Source organism: Chromohalobacter moromii, assembly GCF_023091865.1.
Taxonomy (GTDB): Bacteria; Pseudomonadota; Gammaproteobacteria; order Pseudomonadales; family Halomonadaceae; genus Chromohalobacter; species Chromohalobacter moromii.
Map to the genome: position 1 here is coordinate 24,088 of NZ_JAHXDI010000003.1, position 15,232 is coordinate 39,319.

Annotated in this window: 12 protein-coding genes and 1 pseudogene; 4 read left to right on the top strand and 9 right to left on the bottom strand. The window is 62.3% G+C overall.

Annotated elements, in window-relative coordinates:
* Positions 1 to 45 precede the first annotated feature (45 nt).
* Positions 46 to 1,266: a methionine adenosyltransferase gene (gene metK / locus KZO83_RS10115; protein ID WP_247620703.1), complete on the bottom strand. Its 1,221-nt coding sequence runs from the start codon at positions 1,264 to 1,266 to the stop codon at positions 46 to 48.
* A 375-nt stretch (positions 1,267 to 1,641) separates the two neighbouring features.
* On the opposite strand from metK, the gene tkt reads away from it, so the two are divergent.
* Positions 1,642 to 3,633, top strand: coding sequence for a transketolase (gene tkt, locus KZO83_RS10120; protein WP_247620704.1), 1,992 nt, complete (start codon positions 1,642 to 1,644; stop codon positions 3,631 to 3,633).
* Positions 3,634 to 3,752: 119 nt separating this feature from the next.
* Here the strand turns inward: tkt and KZO83_RS10125 are convergent, their stop codons facing one another.
* The 8 genes and pseudogenes from KZO83_RS10125 to KZO83_RS10160 form a co-directional block, all read right to left on the bottom strand.
* A complete protein-coding gene (locus tag KZO83_RS10125) occupies positions 3,753 to 4,808 on the bottom strand; it encodes an aldo/keto reductase (RefSeq protein ID WP_247620705.1) in 1,056 nt (351 codons plus the stop codon).
* A gap of 69 nt (positions 4,809 to 4,877) precedes the next feature.
* A pseudogene (locus KZO83_RS10130) lies at positions 4,878 to 5,876 on the bottom strand (aldo/keto reductase).
* Positions 5,877 to 6,087: 211 nt separating this feature from the next.
* Positions 6,088 to 7,068: a class 1b ribonucleoside-diphosphate reductase subunit beta gene (nrdF, locus tag KZO83_RS10135; protein WP_247620706.1), complete on the bottom strand. Its 981-nt coding sequence runs from the start codon at positions 7,066 to 7,068 to the stop codon at positions 6,088 to 6,090.
* Between the two features lie 87 nt (positions 7,069 to 7,155).
* Positions 7,156 to 9,330: a class 1b ribonucleoside-diphosphate reductase subunit alpha gene (gene nrdE, locus KZO83_RS10140; protein ID WP_247620707.1), complete on the bottom strand. Its 2,175-nt coding sequence runs from the start codon at positions 9,328 to 9,330 to the stop codon at positions 7,156 to 7,158.
* Positions 9,320 to 9,724 carry a class Ib ribonucleoside-diphosphate reductase assembly flavoprotein NrdI gene (nrdI, locus tag KZO83_RS10145; RefSeq protein ID WP_178998284.1) on the bottom strand — a complete coding sequence of 135 codons (405 nt, stop codon included), beginning with the start codon at positions 9,722 to 9,724 and terminating at the stop codon, positions 9,320 to 9,322. Before nrdI ends, nrdE begins: the two co-directional genes overlap by 11 nt.
* A gap of 15 nt (positions 9,725 to 9,739) precedes the next feature.
* Positions 9,740 to 9,964: a glutaredoxin-like protein NrdH gene (nrdH, locus tag KZO83_RS10150; protein WP_178998285.1), complete on the bottom strand. Its 225-nt coding sequence runs from the start codon at positions 9,962 to 9,964 to the stop codon at positions 9,740 to 9,742.
* A 300-nt stretch (positions 9,965 to 10,264) separates the two neighbouring features.
* Entirely contained in the window at positions 10,265 to 11,497 is a 1,233-nt protein-coding gene (gene ubiM, locus KZO83_RS10155; protein WP_247620708.1) for a 5-demethoxyubiquinol-8 5-hydroxylase UbiM, read from the bottom strand.
* A 165-nt stretch (positions 11,498 to 11,662) separates the two neighbouring features.
* Positions 11,663 to 12,715 (bottom strand): class I fructose-bisphosphate aldolase, encoded by a 1,053-nt coding sequence (locus KZO83_RS10160; RefSeq protein WP_040240875.1) that lies wholly within the window; start codon positions 12,713 to 12,715, stop codon positions 11,663 to 11,665.
* 196 nt (positions 12,716 to 12,911) lie between these two features.
* Here KZO83_RS10160 and KZO83_RS10165 point away from each other — a divergent pair, with 196 nt between their 5' ends.
* The 3 genes from KZO83_RS10165 to KZO83_RS10175 all read left to right on the top strand — a co-directional run bounded on the left by KZO83_RS10165 (position 12,912) and on the right by KZO83_RS10175 (position 15,228).
* Positions 12,912 to 13,277 carry a CidA/LrgA family protein gene (locus tag KZO83_RS10165; protein ID WP_246923679.1) on the top strand — a complete coding sequence of 122 codons (366 nt, stop codon included), beginning with the start codon at positions 12,912 to 12,914 and terminating at the stop codon, positions 13,275 to 13,277.
* On the top strand, positions 13,270 to 13,998 hold the full coding sequence (locus KZO83_RS10170) for an LrgB family protein (RefSeq protein ID WP_247620709.1): 729 nt from the start codon (positions 13,270 to 13,272) through the stop codon (positions 13,996 to 13,998). Before KZO83_RS10165 ends, KZO83_RS10170 begins: the two co-directional genes overlap by 8 nt.
* A gap of 138 nt (positions 13,999 to 14,136) precedes the next feature.
* Positions 14,137 to 15,228 (top strand): type I glyceraldehyde-3-phosphate dehydrogenase, encoded by a 1,092-nt coding sequence (locus KZO83_RS10175; protein ID WP_247620710.1) that lies wholly within the window; start codon positions 14,137 to 14,139, stop codon positions 15,226 to 15,228.
* Positions 15,229 to 15,232 lie beyond the last annotated feature (4 nt).

The following is a 15,232-nucleotide window of genomic DNA, read 5'->3' on the forward strand; positions in this document are numbered from 1 at the left end:
CATACCGTCGCTTATCGATCGAGCCTCATACGTCGGATCTTACCATCACAGGCCAGCCGCCTGCCGCAAGGCATCCGCACGATCGACCTTTTCCCAAGGGAAGGCCGTGAAGGTCTCGGTCTGCTGCTCGCCGTTGGCATCGGTCCATGTGTAGCTATGCTCGAACGGCTCGCGACCGAAATGTCCGTAAGCCGCCGTCAGTTGGTACATGGGATGCAGCAGATTGAGCATGCTGGTGATTGCATTCGGACGCAGGTCGAAGTGCTCGCGGACCAGCTCGACGATCTTGGCATCGCTGATCTTGCCGGTACCGAAGGTATCCACCGAGACGGATGTCGGCTCGGCCACGCCGATGGCGTAGGAGATCTGAATTTCGCAGCGCTCGGCGAGACCCGCGGCGACGATATTCTTCGCCACGTAACGTCCGGCATAGGCAGCACTGCGGTCGACCTTGGACGGATCCTTGCCCGAGAACGCGCCGCCACCATGGCGCGCCATGCCGCCGTAGGTATCGACGATGATCTTGCGCCCCGTCAGGCCACAGTCGCCCACCGGGCCACCGATGACGAAGTTGCCGGTCGGATTGATGTGATACTTGGTGTCATCGGTCAACCATTCAGCGGGAATCACCTCTTCGATGATCTCGCGCTTGATCATGTCACGCAGTTCTTCCTGGTCGATGTCCGGATCATGCTGGGTAGACAGAACGATGGCATCGACACTGCACGGCTTGCCATGAGCGTCATAGCGGAAGGTCAACTGGCTCTTGGCGTCTGGACGCAACCACGGCAAAAGCCCGTGCTTGCGCAGCTCGGCCTGGCGCTCCACCAACCGGTGCGAATAGTGAATCGGCGCCGGCATGTAGGAGTCGGTCTCGTCGGTGGCATAGCCGAACATCAGCCCCTGATCGCCCGCGCCCTGATCTTCGGGCTTGGAACGGTCGACGCCCTGGGCGATATCCACACTCTGCTTGCCGATCAGGTTGAGCACGCCACAGGTGTTACCGTCGAACCCCACCTCCGAGGACGTATAACCAATGTCATTGATGACATGACGCACCAAGTCTTCCAGATCGACCCAGGCAGACGTGGTAATCTCGCCGGCGACGATGGCGACACCGGTCTTGACCATGGTTTCGCAGGCCACGCGCGCCTGCTTGTCGCGGGCGATGATGGCATCCAGTACCGCGTCGGAAATCTGATCGGCGATCTTGTCCGGATGCCCCTCGGAGACAGACTCGGAAGTAAACAGGGAGTATTCGCTCATGGCGTCCTCGACTCTCTCTATCACATGCTGGCGAGCCGAAACACGACCGCCATCGTTAAGGAGATGAAATTACGCCGTCAGCCGATGGCGATGTCGGCACGACGCATGACAGGTCCGGCGCGAGACGAGGCCGGCTCGGGGGTGCAAAGTTTACACGCTGGATGACTAGCTGCCTAGCGATTGGCCCTCGGCGGCATTTGATGCCACGCGGCTTCTCGGCGACAATACCGGACCGAATCCCGGGGCCCGCACAGGCGGCGCCCCGCGCTCGATATCGGCGGCGTAGGAAAGAGTAATCACGACCGAACACGCGCTCACGCGCCGGGGCTCTTTCCTACGCCGCTTTACCCGATGCCGCAGGCGAGGAGCTAGCCAATGCCGTCCCGTTTCGAAATGGCCAATGCCATTCGTGCCCTATCCATGGATGCCGTCCAGAAGGCCAACTCCGGCCACCCAGGCGCCCCCATGGGCATGGCCGACATCGCGCAGGTGCTGTGGAATGACTACCTCGCGCACAACCCGGCCAATCCGCACTGGGCCAACCGCGACCGTTTCGTGCTTTCCAACGGGCACGGTTCGATGCTGCTCTACTCGCTTTTGCATCTGACGGGCTACGGCATTTCACTGGAAGACTTGCAAAACTTCCGCCAGCTGCATTCAAAAACTGCCGGGCATCCGGAACTCGGCTACGCACCGGGCATCGAGACCACCACCGGGCCACTGGGCCAGGGGCTGGCCAATGCCGTAGGCATGGCCATCGCTGAGCGCACCCTCGCCGCGCAATACAATCGCCCCGGCCATGCGATCGTCGACCACTACACCTACGTCTTCGTCGGCGACGGCTGCCTGATGGAAGGCATCTCGCATGAAGTTTCCTCGCTGGCCGGCACCCAGGGGTTGGGCAAGCTTATCGCCTTCTACGATGCCAACGGCATTTCCATCGACGGTGAAGTCGATGGCTGGTTTACCGACGATACCGCCAAACGCTTCGAGTCCTACGGCTGGCACGTGGTCCCCAACGTCGACGGTCACGACCCCGAGGCCGTCAAGGCCGCCATCGAACTGGCCCGCACCAACGACGACAAGCCCAGCATGATCATCTGCAAGACGATCATCGGCTTCGGCGCACCCAACAAGCAGGGCAAGGAAGAAAGTCATGGGGCGGCACTCGGCGAGGACGAAGTCGCCGCCGCCCGCGAGCAGCTCGGCTGGTCGCATCCGCCCTTCCACGTGCCCGAAGACATCTACCAATCCTGGGACGCCACCCAGCGCGGTCGCGAGGCCGAAGCCAACTGGGACGAGCGTTTCGCGCGCTATCAAGCCGCCTATCCGGAAGAAGCCCGCGAGCTCGAACGCCGCCTCAAAGGCGAACTACCGGCCGCGTTGACCAGCGAAAAACTCATCGAAGACGCCCAGGAAAAAGGCGAAAGCCTCGCCTCGCGCAAGGCCTCGCTGGCGTGCCTCAACGAACTTGGCCCGCAACTGCCCGAGCTACTGGGCGGTAGCGCCGATTTGGCGCCGTCCAACCTGACCTTCTGGAAGGGCGCCAAGGCCATCACGCAGTCCGACGCCAGCGGCAACTACCTGCATTACGGCGTGCGCGAATTCGGCATGGCCGCGATCATGAACGGTATCGCCCTGCACGGAGGCTTCGTGCCCTATGGCGCCACCTTCCTGATCTTCATGGAATACATGCGCAACGCCGTGCGCATGGCAGCGCTGATGGGCCAGCAGGTCATCCACGTCTTCACCCATGATTCCATCGGGTTGGGCGAAGACGGTCCGACGCACCAGCCGATCGAGCAGATCACCACGCTACGCTCGACGCCCAACCTCTCCACCTGGCGCCCCTGCGACGCTGTGGAAACCGCCGTGGCCTGGGACGCGGCACTCAAGCGTCAAGCTGGCCCTTCGGCGCTGGTGTTCTCACGCCAAGGCTTGCCCCATCAGGCCCGCAACAAGCAGCAGCTAGCCAATATCGAACGCGGTGGGTACATCCTCAAGGACTGTGACGGGACACCGGAACTGCTTCTCATCGCTACCGGCTCCGAAGTCGGCCTGGCGATGGATGCCGCCAGTGAACTGGAAAGCGCCGGCACGCCGGTACGCGTGGTCTCCATGCCGTCCACCGACACCTTCGACGCCCAGGACGCCGACTATCGTGAATCGGTCCTGCCGCGTGGTGTCACCGCGCGCCTGGCCATCGAAGCCGGGCATCGCGACTTCTGGTTCAAGTACGTGGGCCTCGACGGTCGCATCGTCGGCATGACCACCTACGGCGAATCCGCGCCGGCGGGCGACCTGTTCAAGCACTTCGGCTTCACCGTCGACAACGTCGTCGCCGAAGCCAAGGCGTTGCTGGCATGACACGCCCGGCCTAGCGACATTCGCCTAGCCTTTAATGATCGTCGCATAACGTAAACGCCCGGCAAGCATGGCTTGCCGGGCGTTTTGCATGCCGCGCCGCTACGGGCTATCGGCTATGCTCAGTCGTCGAGATACGGGGCATGCAAGACACGGTCGGCATGCCCCAAGCGGTTGGCCGCCGTATTGTGCTGATGCCAATACGGATACAGCAGCTCTGGGCGGCTGACTTTCTCGATGGCAGCGATCTCGTCGGGCTTGAGCGTCAGCGCGGCGCTCGCCAGGTTGTCCTTGAGCTGCTCATCCTTGCGCGCACCGATCACTGCAGTGGACACGCCGGGGCGGGTCAGCGTCCAAGCCAGCGCTACCTGAGCGGCGGACACGCCATGGCCGTCGGCGACTTCAACCAGCGTATCGATCAAGTCGAAGAGCTTTTCCTCGTCATGGATCGGTGGCTCGGTCCAACCTTGGCTGAAGCGCGTGCCGTCGGGATTGCGTTGGTCGCGGCGATACTTGCCGGAGAGCAAGCCACCCGCCAGCGGGCTCCAGACCATGGTGCCCAGCCCCTGATCGACGGCCGCCGGCATCAGCTCGAACTCGGCATCGCGGGCCTGGGCGGTGTAGTGGATCTGCTGGCAGATCGGCTTGATGAAGTTGTGCCGTTCGCAGATCTTGAGCGCCTTCATGACATGCCAGGCGGACCAGTTGGACACACCGTAGTAGCGGATCTTGCCGGCGCGCACCAGTTGATCCATGGTGGCCAGCGTTTCTTCCAGGGGCGTAAGGCCGTCCCACTGGTGCATCAGGTAGAGATCCAGATGGTCGGTCTGCAGCCGTTTCAGGCTGGCCTCGCACTGGCGCAGGATATGGTGACGCGACAAGCCGTCGTCGTTGGGCCCCTCTCCCATCGGGAAGCGCACCTTGCTGGCGATCAGCACATCGTCGCGCTTGGCCTTGAGCGCCTCCCCGAGAATCTCCTCGGAGCGGCCCTCAGAGTACATATTGGCGGTGTCGAAGAAGTTGACGCCACGCTCGATGGCCATGTCGATCTGGCGCTGGGCGTCGCCCAGGCCGGTGTCGCCGACGCTGGCCATCTTGCCGACGCCGCCGAAGGTCATGGTGCCCAGCGTCAGTGATGACACGCGCAGACCGGACTGGCCGAGATGACGATACTCCATGTTGGCTCTCCTGATTGATGACGAAATGGCGACCGTCGCCTCGTGTGAAGACGGCCGCCCGGGCGACGATCAGCCCTCCCGCGCGGGCGGTGCCATGAACTCGGGGCCCACGGGATCCGTGACGTGCTCGTCGATGATGGCATCGATATCGCGTAGATCGCTGGCGGTCAGCGACCAACCGCCAAGCGCGTCAAGGGGCGTCACCTGATCCGGACGTCGTGCACCCCACAGGGCGATGGCATTGGGGTGGGAATCGAGCACCCAGCGTACCGCCAAGGCCAATACTGGCTTGTCGTGACGCTCGCGCGCGAGTTGCGTCAGCGCCTCGACCGCCGCCAGGTACTACGTGAAACGGGGGGACTGAAACTTGGGGTCGGATTGACGCAGATCGTCGCCGGTGAAGGCCGAATCCGCATGCATCTTGCCCGTCAACAAGCCACGACACAGCGCTCCATAGGCCAGAAAGACCAGTTCCTCGCGCTGCGCATAGGGAATGATGTCGCGCTCGGCATCGCGCTCGAACAGATTGAGCGGCGGCTGCACGCTGTGCAGCGGCGCTACCTCACGAAAGGCATCGCACTGCTCGGGGCTGAAGTTGCTGACGCCGACCGCGCGGATCTTGCCGGCACGATAGAGGCGCTGCATGGCGTTGGCGGTTTCCTCCATCGGCACCCGGGGGTCGGGCCAATGGATCTGGTACAGACCGATCGCTTCGGTGCGCAAGCGCCGCAGCGAGTCTTCCACCTCCTTTTCGATACGCGCCGCCGAGGCATTGCGCATCACGCCGTCGCTGCCTTCCTGCCACTCGAGCGCCGTCTTGGTGGCGAGCACCACCTTGTCACGCTGCCCGTACTCGGCCAGCGCCCGACCGACGACCTCCTCGGAGTGCCCGAATCCATAGGCCGGCGCGGTATCGATCAGCGTAATGCCGCGATCCAGCGCGGCATGAATGGTACGCACCGCATTGGCGTCATCGGCTCCGCCCCATTTCCAACCACCGATGGCCCAGGTGCCGAGCCCCACTCGTGACGGCGTGAGGTCGGTCCCCGGTATGGTGATGCTTTCCATGTCGCTCTCCTTTGCCTGTCGACGGCATGCGTGCCGCTGCCTCGGAACGCTATCCAGCGTGGCCGCCACCGGCGGCTTTGACAAGATTTACCGGTGGGGAAAGCAGAGAACGTATACCCCGGGCGCCGCGACACGAGCCGGTGTCGGGCGCCCAGAAGTTGCCGATCGTTCAGTACGACAGCAAACGTTGATAGGACGTGTCGAGACTGACTCAGAACGCCCAGTCTTCGTCCTCGGTACGCTCCGAACGCCCGATGACGTAGGAAGAACCGGAGCCGGAGAAGAAGTCGTGGTTTTCCTCCGCCCCCGGCGAGAGCGCGGCCAAGATCGCGGGATTGACCTCTTCGGTGGCACCGGGGAACAGAGGCTCGTAGCCCAAGTTCATCAACGCCTTGTTGGCGTTGTAATGCAAGAACGCCTTGACCTCTTCGGTCAGCCCCACGTCGTCGTAGAGCGATTCGGTGTAGTGCACCTCGTTGTCGTAGAGCTCGAGCAGCAAATCGAAGGTGGCGTCTTTGATCTCTTGCTGGCGCTCGGCGCTTTCCTTGGCCAGCGCCTGCTGGAACTTGTAGCCAATGTAGTAACCGTGGACCGCTTCGTCGCGAATGATCAGACGAATCAAATCGGCGGTATTGGTCAGCTTGCCGCGGCTGGCCCAGTACATCGGCAGGTAGAAACCGGAGTAGAACAAGAACGACTCGAGGAAAACGCTGGCGACCTTGCGCATCAGCGGGTCGTCCATGCGGTAGCGGTTGAGAATCAGCTCGGCCTTGTTCTGAAGATGCGGACTCTCTTCGCTCCACCGGTAGGCGTCATCGACATCGCGCGTCGCGCACAGCGTCGAGAAGATCGAGCTGTAGGAGCGCGCATGCACCGACTCCATGAAGCTGATGTTGGTGAACACCGCCTCCTCATGGGGCGTCACGGCATCTTCGATGAGCGTCGGCGCGCCGATGGTGCCCTGAATGGTGTCGAGCAGCGTAAGCCCCGTGAAGACACGAATGGTCAGCGTCTGCTCCTGCTCGGTCAACGTGTTCCACGCGCTCACGTCGTTGGACAGCGGCACCTTCTCGGGCAGCCAGAAGTTGGCGGTGAGTCGATTCCAGACCTCGAGGTCCTTGTCGTCCTGGAGACGGTTCCAGTTGATGGCATCGACACGCGTCAAATGACGCGGTGCGGCGGTAGCGGTCATGACGATTCTCTCAATTCCGGTGGTGCGCGGGCGCGGTCACCCGTGCACCGGTAATCTCGATGGAGTGGTCGCGTGTGCTGCGACAGCTTACAGGGTGCAGGACACGCAGCCCTCGACTTCCGTGCCTTCCAGCGCGGCCTGGCGCAGACGCACGTAGTACAGCGTCTTGATGCCCCGGCGCCAGGCGTAGATCTGCGCCCGGTTGATATCGCGCGTGGTCGCGGTATCGCGGAAGAACAGCGTCAGCGACAGGCCCTGATCGACGTGCTGCGTGGCCTCGGCGTAAGTGTCGATGATCGCCTCGGGGCCGATCTCATAGGCGTCCTGGTAGTATTCCTGGTTGTCGTCGTTGAGATACGGCGCCGGGTAATAGACGCGCCCCAGCTTGCCTTCCTTACGGATCTCTATCTTCGACACCACCGGGTGAATGCTCGACGTCGAATGGTTGATATAGGAAATCGAACCGGTCGGCGGCACCGCCTGGAGGTTACGATTGAAGAGCCCATGCGCCATGACCGACGCCTTGAGCTCGCGCCAATCGTCTTGGGTCGGCACATGGATGCCGGCCTTGTCGAACAGCTCGCGAACACGCGCGGTACGCGGGCCCCACGTCTGCTCGGTATACTTGTCGAAGTACACGCCGCTGGCATAGTCCGAGTCCGCGAAGCCAGCGAACGCCACGCCCCGCTCGATGGCCAGCTGGTTGGAGGCGCGCAGCGCGTGATAGGTCACGGTGTAGAAGTAGAGGTTGGTGAAATCCAAACCTTCTTCGCTGCCGTAATGAATATGCTCGCGGGCCAAGTAACCGTGCAGGTTCATCTGTCCCAGGCCGATGGCATGCGAATGCTTGTTGGCCTCGGAAATCGACGGCACCGAGCGGATATCGCTCATCTCGGAGACTGCCGTCAGCCCGCGAATCGCGGTTTCGACCGTGGCGCCGAAGTCCGAAGAGTCCATGGTCCTGGCGATGTTCAGCGAGCCGAGGTTGCAGGAGATGTCCTCGCCGATACGCTCATAGCCCAGATCCGCCTCGTAATCGGACGGCGTGTTGACCTGCAGGATCTCCGAGCACAGGTTGCTCATGTTGATGCGGCCGGCAATCGGATTGGCGCGATTCACCGTGTCCTCGAACATCACGTACGGATAGCCCGACTCGAACTGGACCTCCGCCAGCGTCTGGAATAGCTCGCGCGCGCTGATCTTGGTCTTGCGAATACGCGCGTCGTCGACCATCTCGTAATACTTCTCGGTGACGCTGATATCGCCGAACGGCTTGCCATAGACGCTCTCGACATCATAGGGCGAGAACAAATACATCGGCTCGTTGCGCTTGGCCAGCTCGAAGGTGATGTCGGGAATCACCACGCCCAGCGATAGCGTCTTGATGCGGATCTTCTCGTCGGCGTTCTCGCGCTTGGTGTCGAGGAAGCGCAGGATGTCCGGGTGGTGCGCGTTGAGATACACCGCGCCAGCCCCCTGCCGCGCGCCTAGCTGGTTGGCGTAGGAGAAGGCATCTTCGAGCATCTTCATGATCGGGATGATGCCCGATGACTGATTCTCGATATGCTTGATCGGCGCGCCCGCCTCGCGGATGTTGCTGAGCAGGAACGCCACGCCGCCGCCACGCTTGGAGAGCTGCAACGCCGAGTTGATGGAGCGCCCGATGGACTCCATGTTGTCCTCGATGCGAAGCAGAAAGCAGGACACCAGCTCGCCGCGCTGCTTCTTGCCGCAGTTGAGAAACGTCGGCGTGGCCGGCTGAAAGCGTCCGTGGATGATTTCATCCATCAGCTGCTGAGCCACCGTCTCGTCACCCTGCGCCAAGGTCAGCGCGACCATGCATACACGATCTTCGAAACGCTCGAGGTAACGGCGCCCATCGAAGGTCTTGAGCGTATAACTGGTGTAGTACTTGAACGCGCCGAGAAAGCTTTGAAAGCGGAACTTCACGGCATAGGCGCGCTCGAACAGCGACTTGATGAAGGCGAAGTCGTACTGGTCGAGCACCCCTTTCTCGTAATAGTTCTTCGCGACCAGATACTCGAGTTTTTCCGCCAGCGAATGGAAGAAAACCGTATTCTGGTTGACGTGCTGCAGGAAGTACTGACGCGACGCCTCGCGGTCCGCCTGCAGTTGCAGGCGCCCCTCGTTATCGTAGAGGTTGAGCATCGCATTGAGGGCGTGATAGTCCAGCGTCTGCGTCGTGCGGCTCAGCTCGACGGAGGACGTGTTCTCGGTAGTTTCCACGGTGTCATCCAGCATATGTCATCTCCGTCGCCAGGCAGCCATGCACCTTGGCGACATCCTCGGGCGTTCCCATCAGTTCGAAACGGTGCAGCAGCGGCACCTGGCACTTGTGCGCTACCACACGACCGGCCAAGCCGAAGGCGGCACCGAAGTTGGTATTGCCGCCGGCCACCACGCCTTCGATCAAGGTCCGGTTGTGGGGGTCGTTCAAGAACCGGATCACCGGCCCTGGTACCGCCGTACGTGGATCGCCATCGCCATACGTCGGCAAAATCAAGATATAGGGGCGCTCCACGCGCAACGGGGCTTCGTTGCGACTACGCGGGATGGCCTGCGCCGACACGTCGAGCTTTTCGACGAAGCGCCGCGTATTGCCCGATTGCGTGGAAAAGTACACTACATCGCGCATGCTGCCCCCTTCCCCTCACGCGAGTTGGCGAATCAGCTCGGGACGAAAACCTGACCAATGCTGCGACTCCGCCGCCACGACCACCGGCAACTGGCGATAGCCCAGCGATTCGACGGTCCGTACCGCCTCGGGATCCGTACTGATATCCACCACCGTGTAGTCGATTCCCTGCTTGTCGAGGGCGCGATAGGTGGCGTGGCATTGCATGCAATTCGGCTTGCTGTAAATCTTAATGCTCATGAGAATGATAAGCCTTTGTTTTCGCAACGAAGCGAGGTAAGACGAAAAATAATCGATCAAGGATGACGCGATGCCGCATCAGGCACCGCATCTCAATACACCACATATGGTAGTACAAAACGGGACGTGGTGTATATCTGGTAAGAAATGAAGAAACGTAACTAGCGGGATGTCGACAAAGCAGACGCAGGAAGACACGACGGAGTTGGACGAAGAAGCGGAGTCTACACGAGATGAACTAGCATTTTGAGACCATTTTCAACGCTGCATTGCCGAGTGCCGTCCTTGGATAAAACCCTTTCAGCGACGCACGGGCGACTTGGCCAGATAACCTTCCATCAGCCACTGAAGCGGCGCGGCCTGGCGCGCGGCCCCCAAGGCCAAATGGCGCACGAGACGTGCCGGCGGCCGCGTATCGCTATATAACGCCACCAGCGCTCGCGAGGCATGCCACAGCGGCAGAATCGCGCGCTGATGGTGACGTGCATAGCTCGCCAGGCCCGCCGCTGCACCGACATCCTCCACCGCCTTGCCGTGATGCGTCAGCGCCTCGACCAGCCGACGCACACTGGCCAACCCGACGTTGAAGCCATGCGCCGTGACCGGGTGTAACCCCACTGCCGCATCGCCCACCAACGCCACGCGATCGGCGACCAGATGCTCGGCACGGCTGACCGTGAGCGGATAATCGTGCAACGCATCGAGGCACGTCATCTCGCCCACACTGCCTTGATACAGCCGCGTCGCCTCCGCCGCGAATGCGTCAGACGACAACGCCTTGAGCCACTCAGCGTCGTGCGGCGGCAGCGTCATCACCAGCGACGCGGTATCGCCCGCCAGTGGTAGCAACGCCAAGCCACGCTCGCCGTGAAACCACGACCACGTCGTCTGCTGGTGGGGACGCGAATGCGCCATGCGGCGCACCAGCAGACGCTGGCCGGTATCGTGAATCTGCGCGGAGAGCCCCGCCAGGCGACGCGTCGCCGACAAACGGCCATCGGCGGCCACCACCAGACGCGCGGGAATGTGCGTCTGGTCTTCGAGCCACACACTACGCCCGCCAGCGCCGGTGCCCAATGCGCTCACCCGGCGCCCGGTGACGAGCTCGATACGCTCGACGCCCTGCACCGCCTCGAACGCGGCACGCCGAATGACGTGGTTGGCGACGAGCTGGCCAATACTGTCTTGGCCCTCTCTCCCTTGGTCCTTTCCTCGTGCACTGGCCAGGGTCATGCCCCGCGGGCTGGCGCCATTATAGAGATGCGCCTCGCGAATCGGTGCCATCTGTTTTGCGGGGATGTCGATGCCCGCCGCCGCCAGTTGCTCACGCGAGGCATGGGTCAGAGCGATCTCACGCCCGTCGTCGTCAGGCGAGGCCAACGCCGTGTACGGCGCGGCATCGATCAACGTCACCGACAAATCCAGCGCCGCCAGCTCCAATGCCAGGCACAGCCCGACCGGTCCCGCGCCGACGATCACGACATCTTTGATAGCGATATCCTTAAGCGCGACATCTCTGGCAGGTTGCGACATGCACCCTCCGCATCGAATGAGCGTACCCAGACTAGGCACGCCACCATCATAATCGACACGACGCTCGCGCGTCGTAAGCGTGACAATGGGTCGCTATGTACGAAAAGTCGGAATGACGACCCGGCAAGACCAAGTCGTCATTCCGTATCACTGGATCGCCTTGGGTCAGGCGAGGGTGACCTCGGAGGAGAGATAGACGTCCTGAATGGCATTGAGCAGTTCGACGCCTTCGTTCATGGGCTTCTGGAACGCCTTGCGTCCGGAAATCAGGCCCATGCCGCCGGCGCGCTTGTTGATCACCGCCGTGCGCACGGCTTCACCCAGGTCGGAATGGCCCTTGGAGCCACCACCGGAATTGATCAGCCCGGCGCGCCCCATGAAGCAGTTCGCCACCTGGTAGCGAGCCAGGTCCACGGGGTTGTCGCTGGTCAGCTCGTCATAGACCTTATCGTGGGTATGTCCGAAACCGACGGCACGATAGCCACCATTATTCTCCGGTAGCTTCTGTTTGACGATGTCCGCCTTGAGCGTCGCCGCCATGTGGATCGCCTGGCCGGTCAAATCCGAGGCGACGTGATAATCCGTGCCATCATGCTTGAATGCCGGATTGCGCAGATAAGACCACAACACGGTCACCATGCCCAGTTCATGCGCACGTTCGAAGGCCTCGCTGATTTCCTGAATCTGGCGCCGACTCTCGGGCGAGCCGAAATAGATGGTTGCGCCCACCGCCACGCAGCCCATGTCGTGCGCCTGTTCGACCTGCGCGAACAGCGTCTGATCAAATATCGCCGGATAGGTCAGCGTCTCGTTGTGATTGAGCTTGAGCATGAAGGGAATCTTGTGCGCATAACGGCGCGCCACCGAGGACAGCACACCCAGCGTCGAGGCCACGCCGTTGCAGCCCCCTTCGATAGCCAACTCGACGATGTTCTTGGGATCGAAGTAACGCGGATTAGGCGCGAACGACGCCCCGGCAGAGTGCTCGATGCCCTGATCGACCGGCAGGAAGCTCAGATAGCCGGTCCCCGCCAAGCGGCCATGATTGTAAAGCGTCTGCATATTGCGCAGCACGTGCGGGCTGCGGTCGTTTTCCGACATCACCCGATCGATGAAATCCGGCCCCGGCAGGTATAAATCTTCCTTGCGAAACGTCTGGCATTGGTGCTCCAGCAGTGTTTCCGCCTCAGCCCCCAAGAGCCTTGCGATATCGGTCATGTAGTTTCCTCCCTGTCATCCAAGCCTGGCTATGCGCACGGCGTGGCAGCCGACGTCGATCGTCAGGCTGGCACATGCTTGTGGAGCATAGCAATTCACGCCCGCGACGTAAGCGTCAATGTCGCGTCCGGCATCCGCCGCGTGCTCTGGTATGATGCGCATCAATCTCCGGCACACTCATGCAAGGGCCATCCGCATGCTGTCCATCCTACGGGGTTTTCTGATTCTGACGGCGTTTTTGATGCTTGGCGACATCACCGTCGAGCTATTCGCACTCCCGCTCTCCAGCGGGGTGGCCGGTATGTTATTGCTCACCCTCTGGCTGTTGCTGCGCCGCCGTTTGAGCCACGACCTCGGCGCCGCCAGCCAACCGCTGATCGGTATGCTGGCGCTACTCATCATGCCCGGCGTCGTCGGCATCTTCTTCCAGGCCGACGAATTCAGCGGCCAATGGCTGACCATCTTCATCGCTCTTATCCTGGGCACGCTGCTCAGCTCGTTAACCACGCTGTGGCTGATGCAACGCCTGGTTGCCTCGCCCCGGGAGCGGCCGCATGAGTGAGCTTTTACTCCGCCTGGAAAGCCTGGCCCACACGCTCCCGCAACGCCCCGAAACAGCCATCGTGCTCACCCTGGCGGCCTATTTCGCAGGCCTGCGACTCTTTAACTGGCTGCGCTCGCCCGCCTGGTGTCCCCCCATTCTGCTCGCCGCCTGCCTGCTGGCCGGCTTGCTGGCACTTTTGCCACTCGGCTACACCGAATACCACCGTGGCGTCAGCTGGCTGACCTGGTTGCTGGGTCCCGCTACCGTTGCGCTGGGCGTACCGCTCTACCAGCAGGTGCATCACATTCGAACATTGTGGAAGCCCATCGTGCTGACCTTGCCCCCTGCGGCGATCCTGGCCGCGGGCTATGCCGTGGGTATCGCCTGGCTACTGGATGCCCCGCCGACGGTACTCGCCTCGCTGGCACCCAAATCGGTGACCGCGCCCATCGCCATGGGCATCGTCGAGGAGCTGCGGGGCTCGGTTCCGCTGTTGATGGGCGCCTTGCTGATCACCGGGGTGATGGCCACGCTCAGCATCACGCTGTTGGCGCGCTGGGGAAACATCCACGATCCGCGCGTCATCGGCTTCGCGCTGGGCGTCAACGGCCACGCCATCGGCACCGTGCGTGCCTTCGATATCGGCCCCACCGCCGGCGCCTTCGCCTCGCTGGGCATGAGCCTGACCGGTGTGTTCACGGCGCTATGGCTGCCAATGATGTGGTATTTCGTGGGTTAGATCTCGCCTGTAGTGACATGAGCTCCCAAGCTGAATCGTTTCATGTCATGCCGACGTCACGCGGTCTTGGGCAAGTGGGGCGTAACTGCGCTAACATCGGCGCTTCACTGTCGAAGCGGGGCTCCCGAGCGTCTGTCCATGTCCTATCGCATCGCCATCAATGGTTACGGCCGTATCGGCCAATGTGTCCTGCGAGCCCTCACCGAGCGCCATGCGACTGACTTGGTCGTCGTCGCCATCAACGAGCTTTCCGATCTCGATACCATCGCCTACCTGACGCGCTACGACACCACTCATGGGCGCTTCCCCGACCAGGTGGAAACCCGCGACGGCGCGCTGGTCATCGACGGTCATGCCATCCGCGTGCTGTCCGAGTCCGACCCCTCGCGCCTGCCCTGGGATGAACTGGGCATCGACCTGGTGCTGGAATGCTCGGGTAGCTTCAAGGATCGCGCCACCGCCGAGGGGCATATCGCCGCCGGCGCCCAACGGCTGCTGTTCTCGCAGCCCGCCGAGGCCGATGTCGACGCCACCATCGTGCATGGCATCAACGACGCCGAGCTGCGTGCCGACATGCGCATCGTCTCCGCCGCGTCCTGCACCACCAACTGTCTGGTGCCGCTGTTGACGGTGATCGACGAGGCCCTGGGGCTCGAGCATGGCGTGACCACCACCATTCACTCGGCGATGAACGACCAACCGGTGATCGATGCCTACCACAAGACCGATCTACGCCTGACGCGCTCGGCCATGCATTCGATCATCCCCGTGGACACCGGCTTGGCCCGTGGCATCGAACGCCTCATGCCGCATCTGGCCGGGCGCTTCGAGTGCCTGCACGTGCGTGTGCCGACCATCAACGTCTCGGCCATGGACATGGCACTTTCGGTGCGCGAGGCCACCTCGGCCGAGCAGGTCAATGCGCTGTTGCAGGCCGCCAGCCACGAGCGCCTCAACGGCCTGCTCGGCCATACCCAGGAACCGGTGACGTCGGTCGACTTCAACCACGATCCGCGCTCGGGTATCGTGGACGCCACCCAGACCCGCGTGGCCGGCAGCCATCTGATCAAGATGCTGTGCTGGTTCGACAACGAGTGGGGCTTCGCCAACCGCATGCTCGACGTGGCGACGCACTGGCTGGCACTCGCCGCCCAGAACGCTCCCGCTTCGACGACGTGCACCGCGCCCTCGACCTCCTCGTTGTCGTCTGACATCCCTTCACCCAAGTGAGGAA

Coding starts and splice junctions, on each gene's coding strand:
- metK (WP_247620703.1), bottom strand. CDS start 1,266: ATGAGCGAATACTCCCTGTTTACTTCCGAGTCTGTCTCCGAGGGGCAT.
- tkt (WP_247620704.1), top strand. CDS start 1,642: ATGCCGTCCCGTTTCGAAATGGCCAATGCCATTCGTGCCCTATCCATG.
- KZO83_RS10125 (WP_247620705.1), bottom strand. CDS start 4,808: ATGGAGTATCGTCATCTCGGCCAGTCCGGTCTGCGCGTGTCATCACTG.
- nrdF (WP_247620706.1), bottom strand. CDS start 7,068: ATGACCGCTACCGCCGCACCGCGTCATTTGACGCGTGTCGATGCCATC.
- nrdE (WP_247620707.1), bottom strand. CDS start 9,330: ATGCTGGATGACACCGTGGAAACTACCGAGAACACGTCCTCCGTCGAG.
- nrdI (WP_178998284.1), bottom strand. CDS start 9,724: ATGCGCGATGTAGTGTACTTTTCCACGCAATCGGGCAATACGCGGCGC.
- nrdH (WP_178998285.1), bottom strand. CDS start 9,964: ATGAGCATTAAGATTTACAGCAAGCCGAATTGCATGCAATGCCACGCC.
- ubiM (WP_247620708.1), bottom strand. CDS start 11,497: ATGTCGCAACCTGCCAGAGATGTCGCGCTTAAGGATATCGCTATCAAA.
- KZO83_RS10160 (WP_040240875.1), bottom strand. CDS start 12,715: ATGACCGATATCGCAAGGCTCTTGGGGGCTGAGGCGGAAACACTGCTG.
- KZO83_RS10165 (WP_246923679.1), top strand. CDS start 12,912: ATGCTGTCCATCCTACGGGGTTTTCTGATTCTGACGGCGTTTTTGATG.
- KZO83_RS10170 (WP_247620709.1), top strand. CDS start 13,270: ATGAGTGAGCTTTTACTCCGCCTGGAAAGCCTGGCCCACACGCTCCCG.
- KZO83_RS10175 (WP_247620710.1), top strand. CDS start 14,137: ATGTCCTATCGCATCGCCATCAATGGTTACGGCCGTATCGGCCAATGT.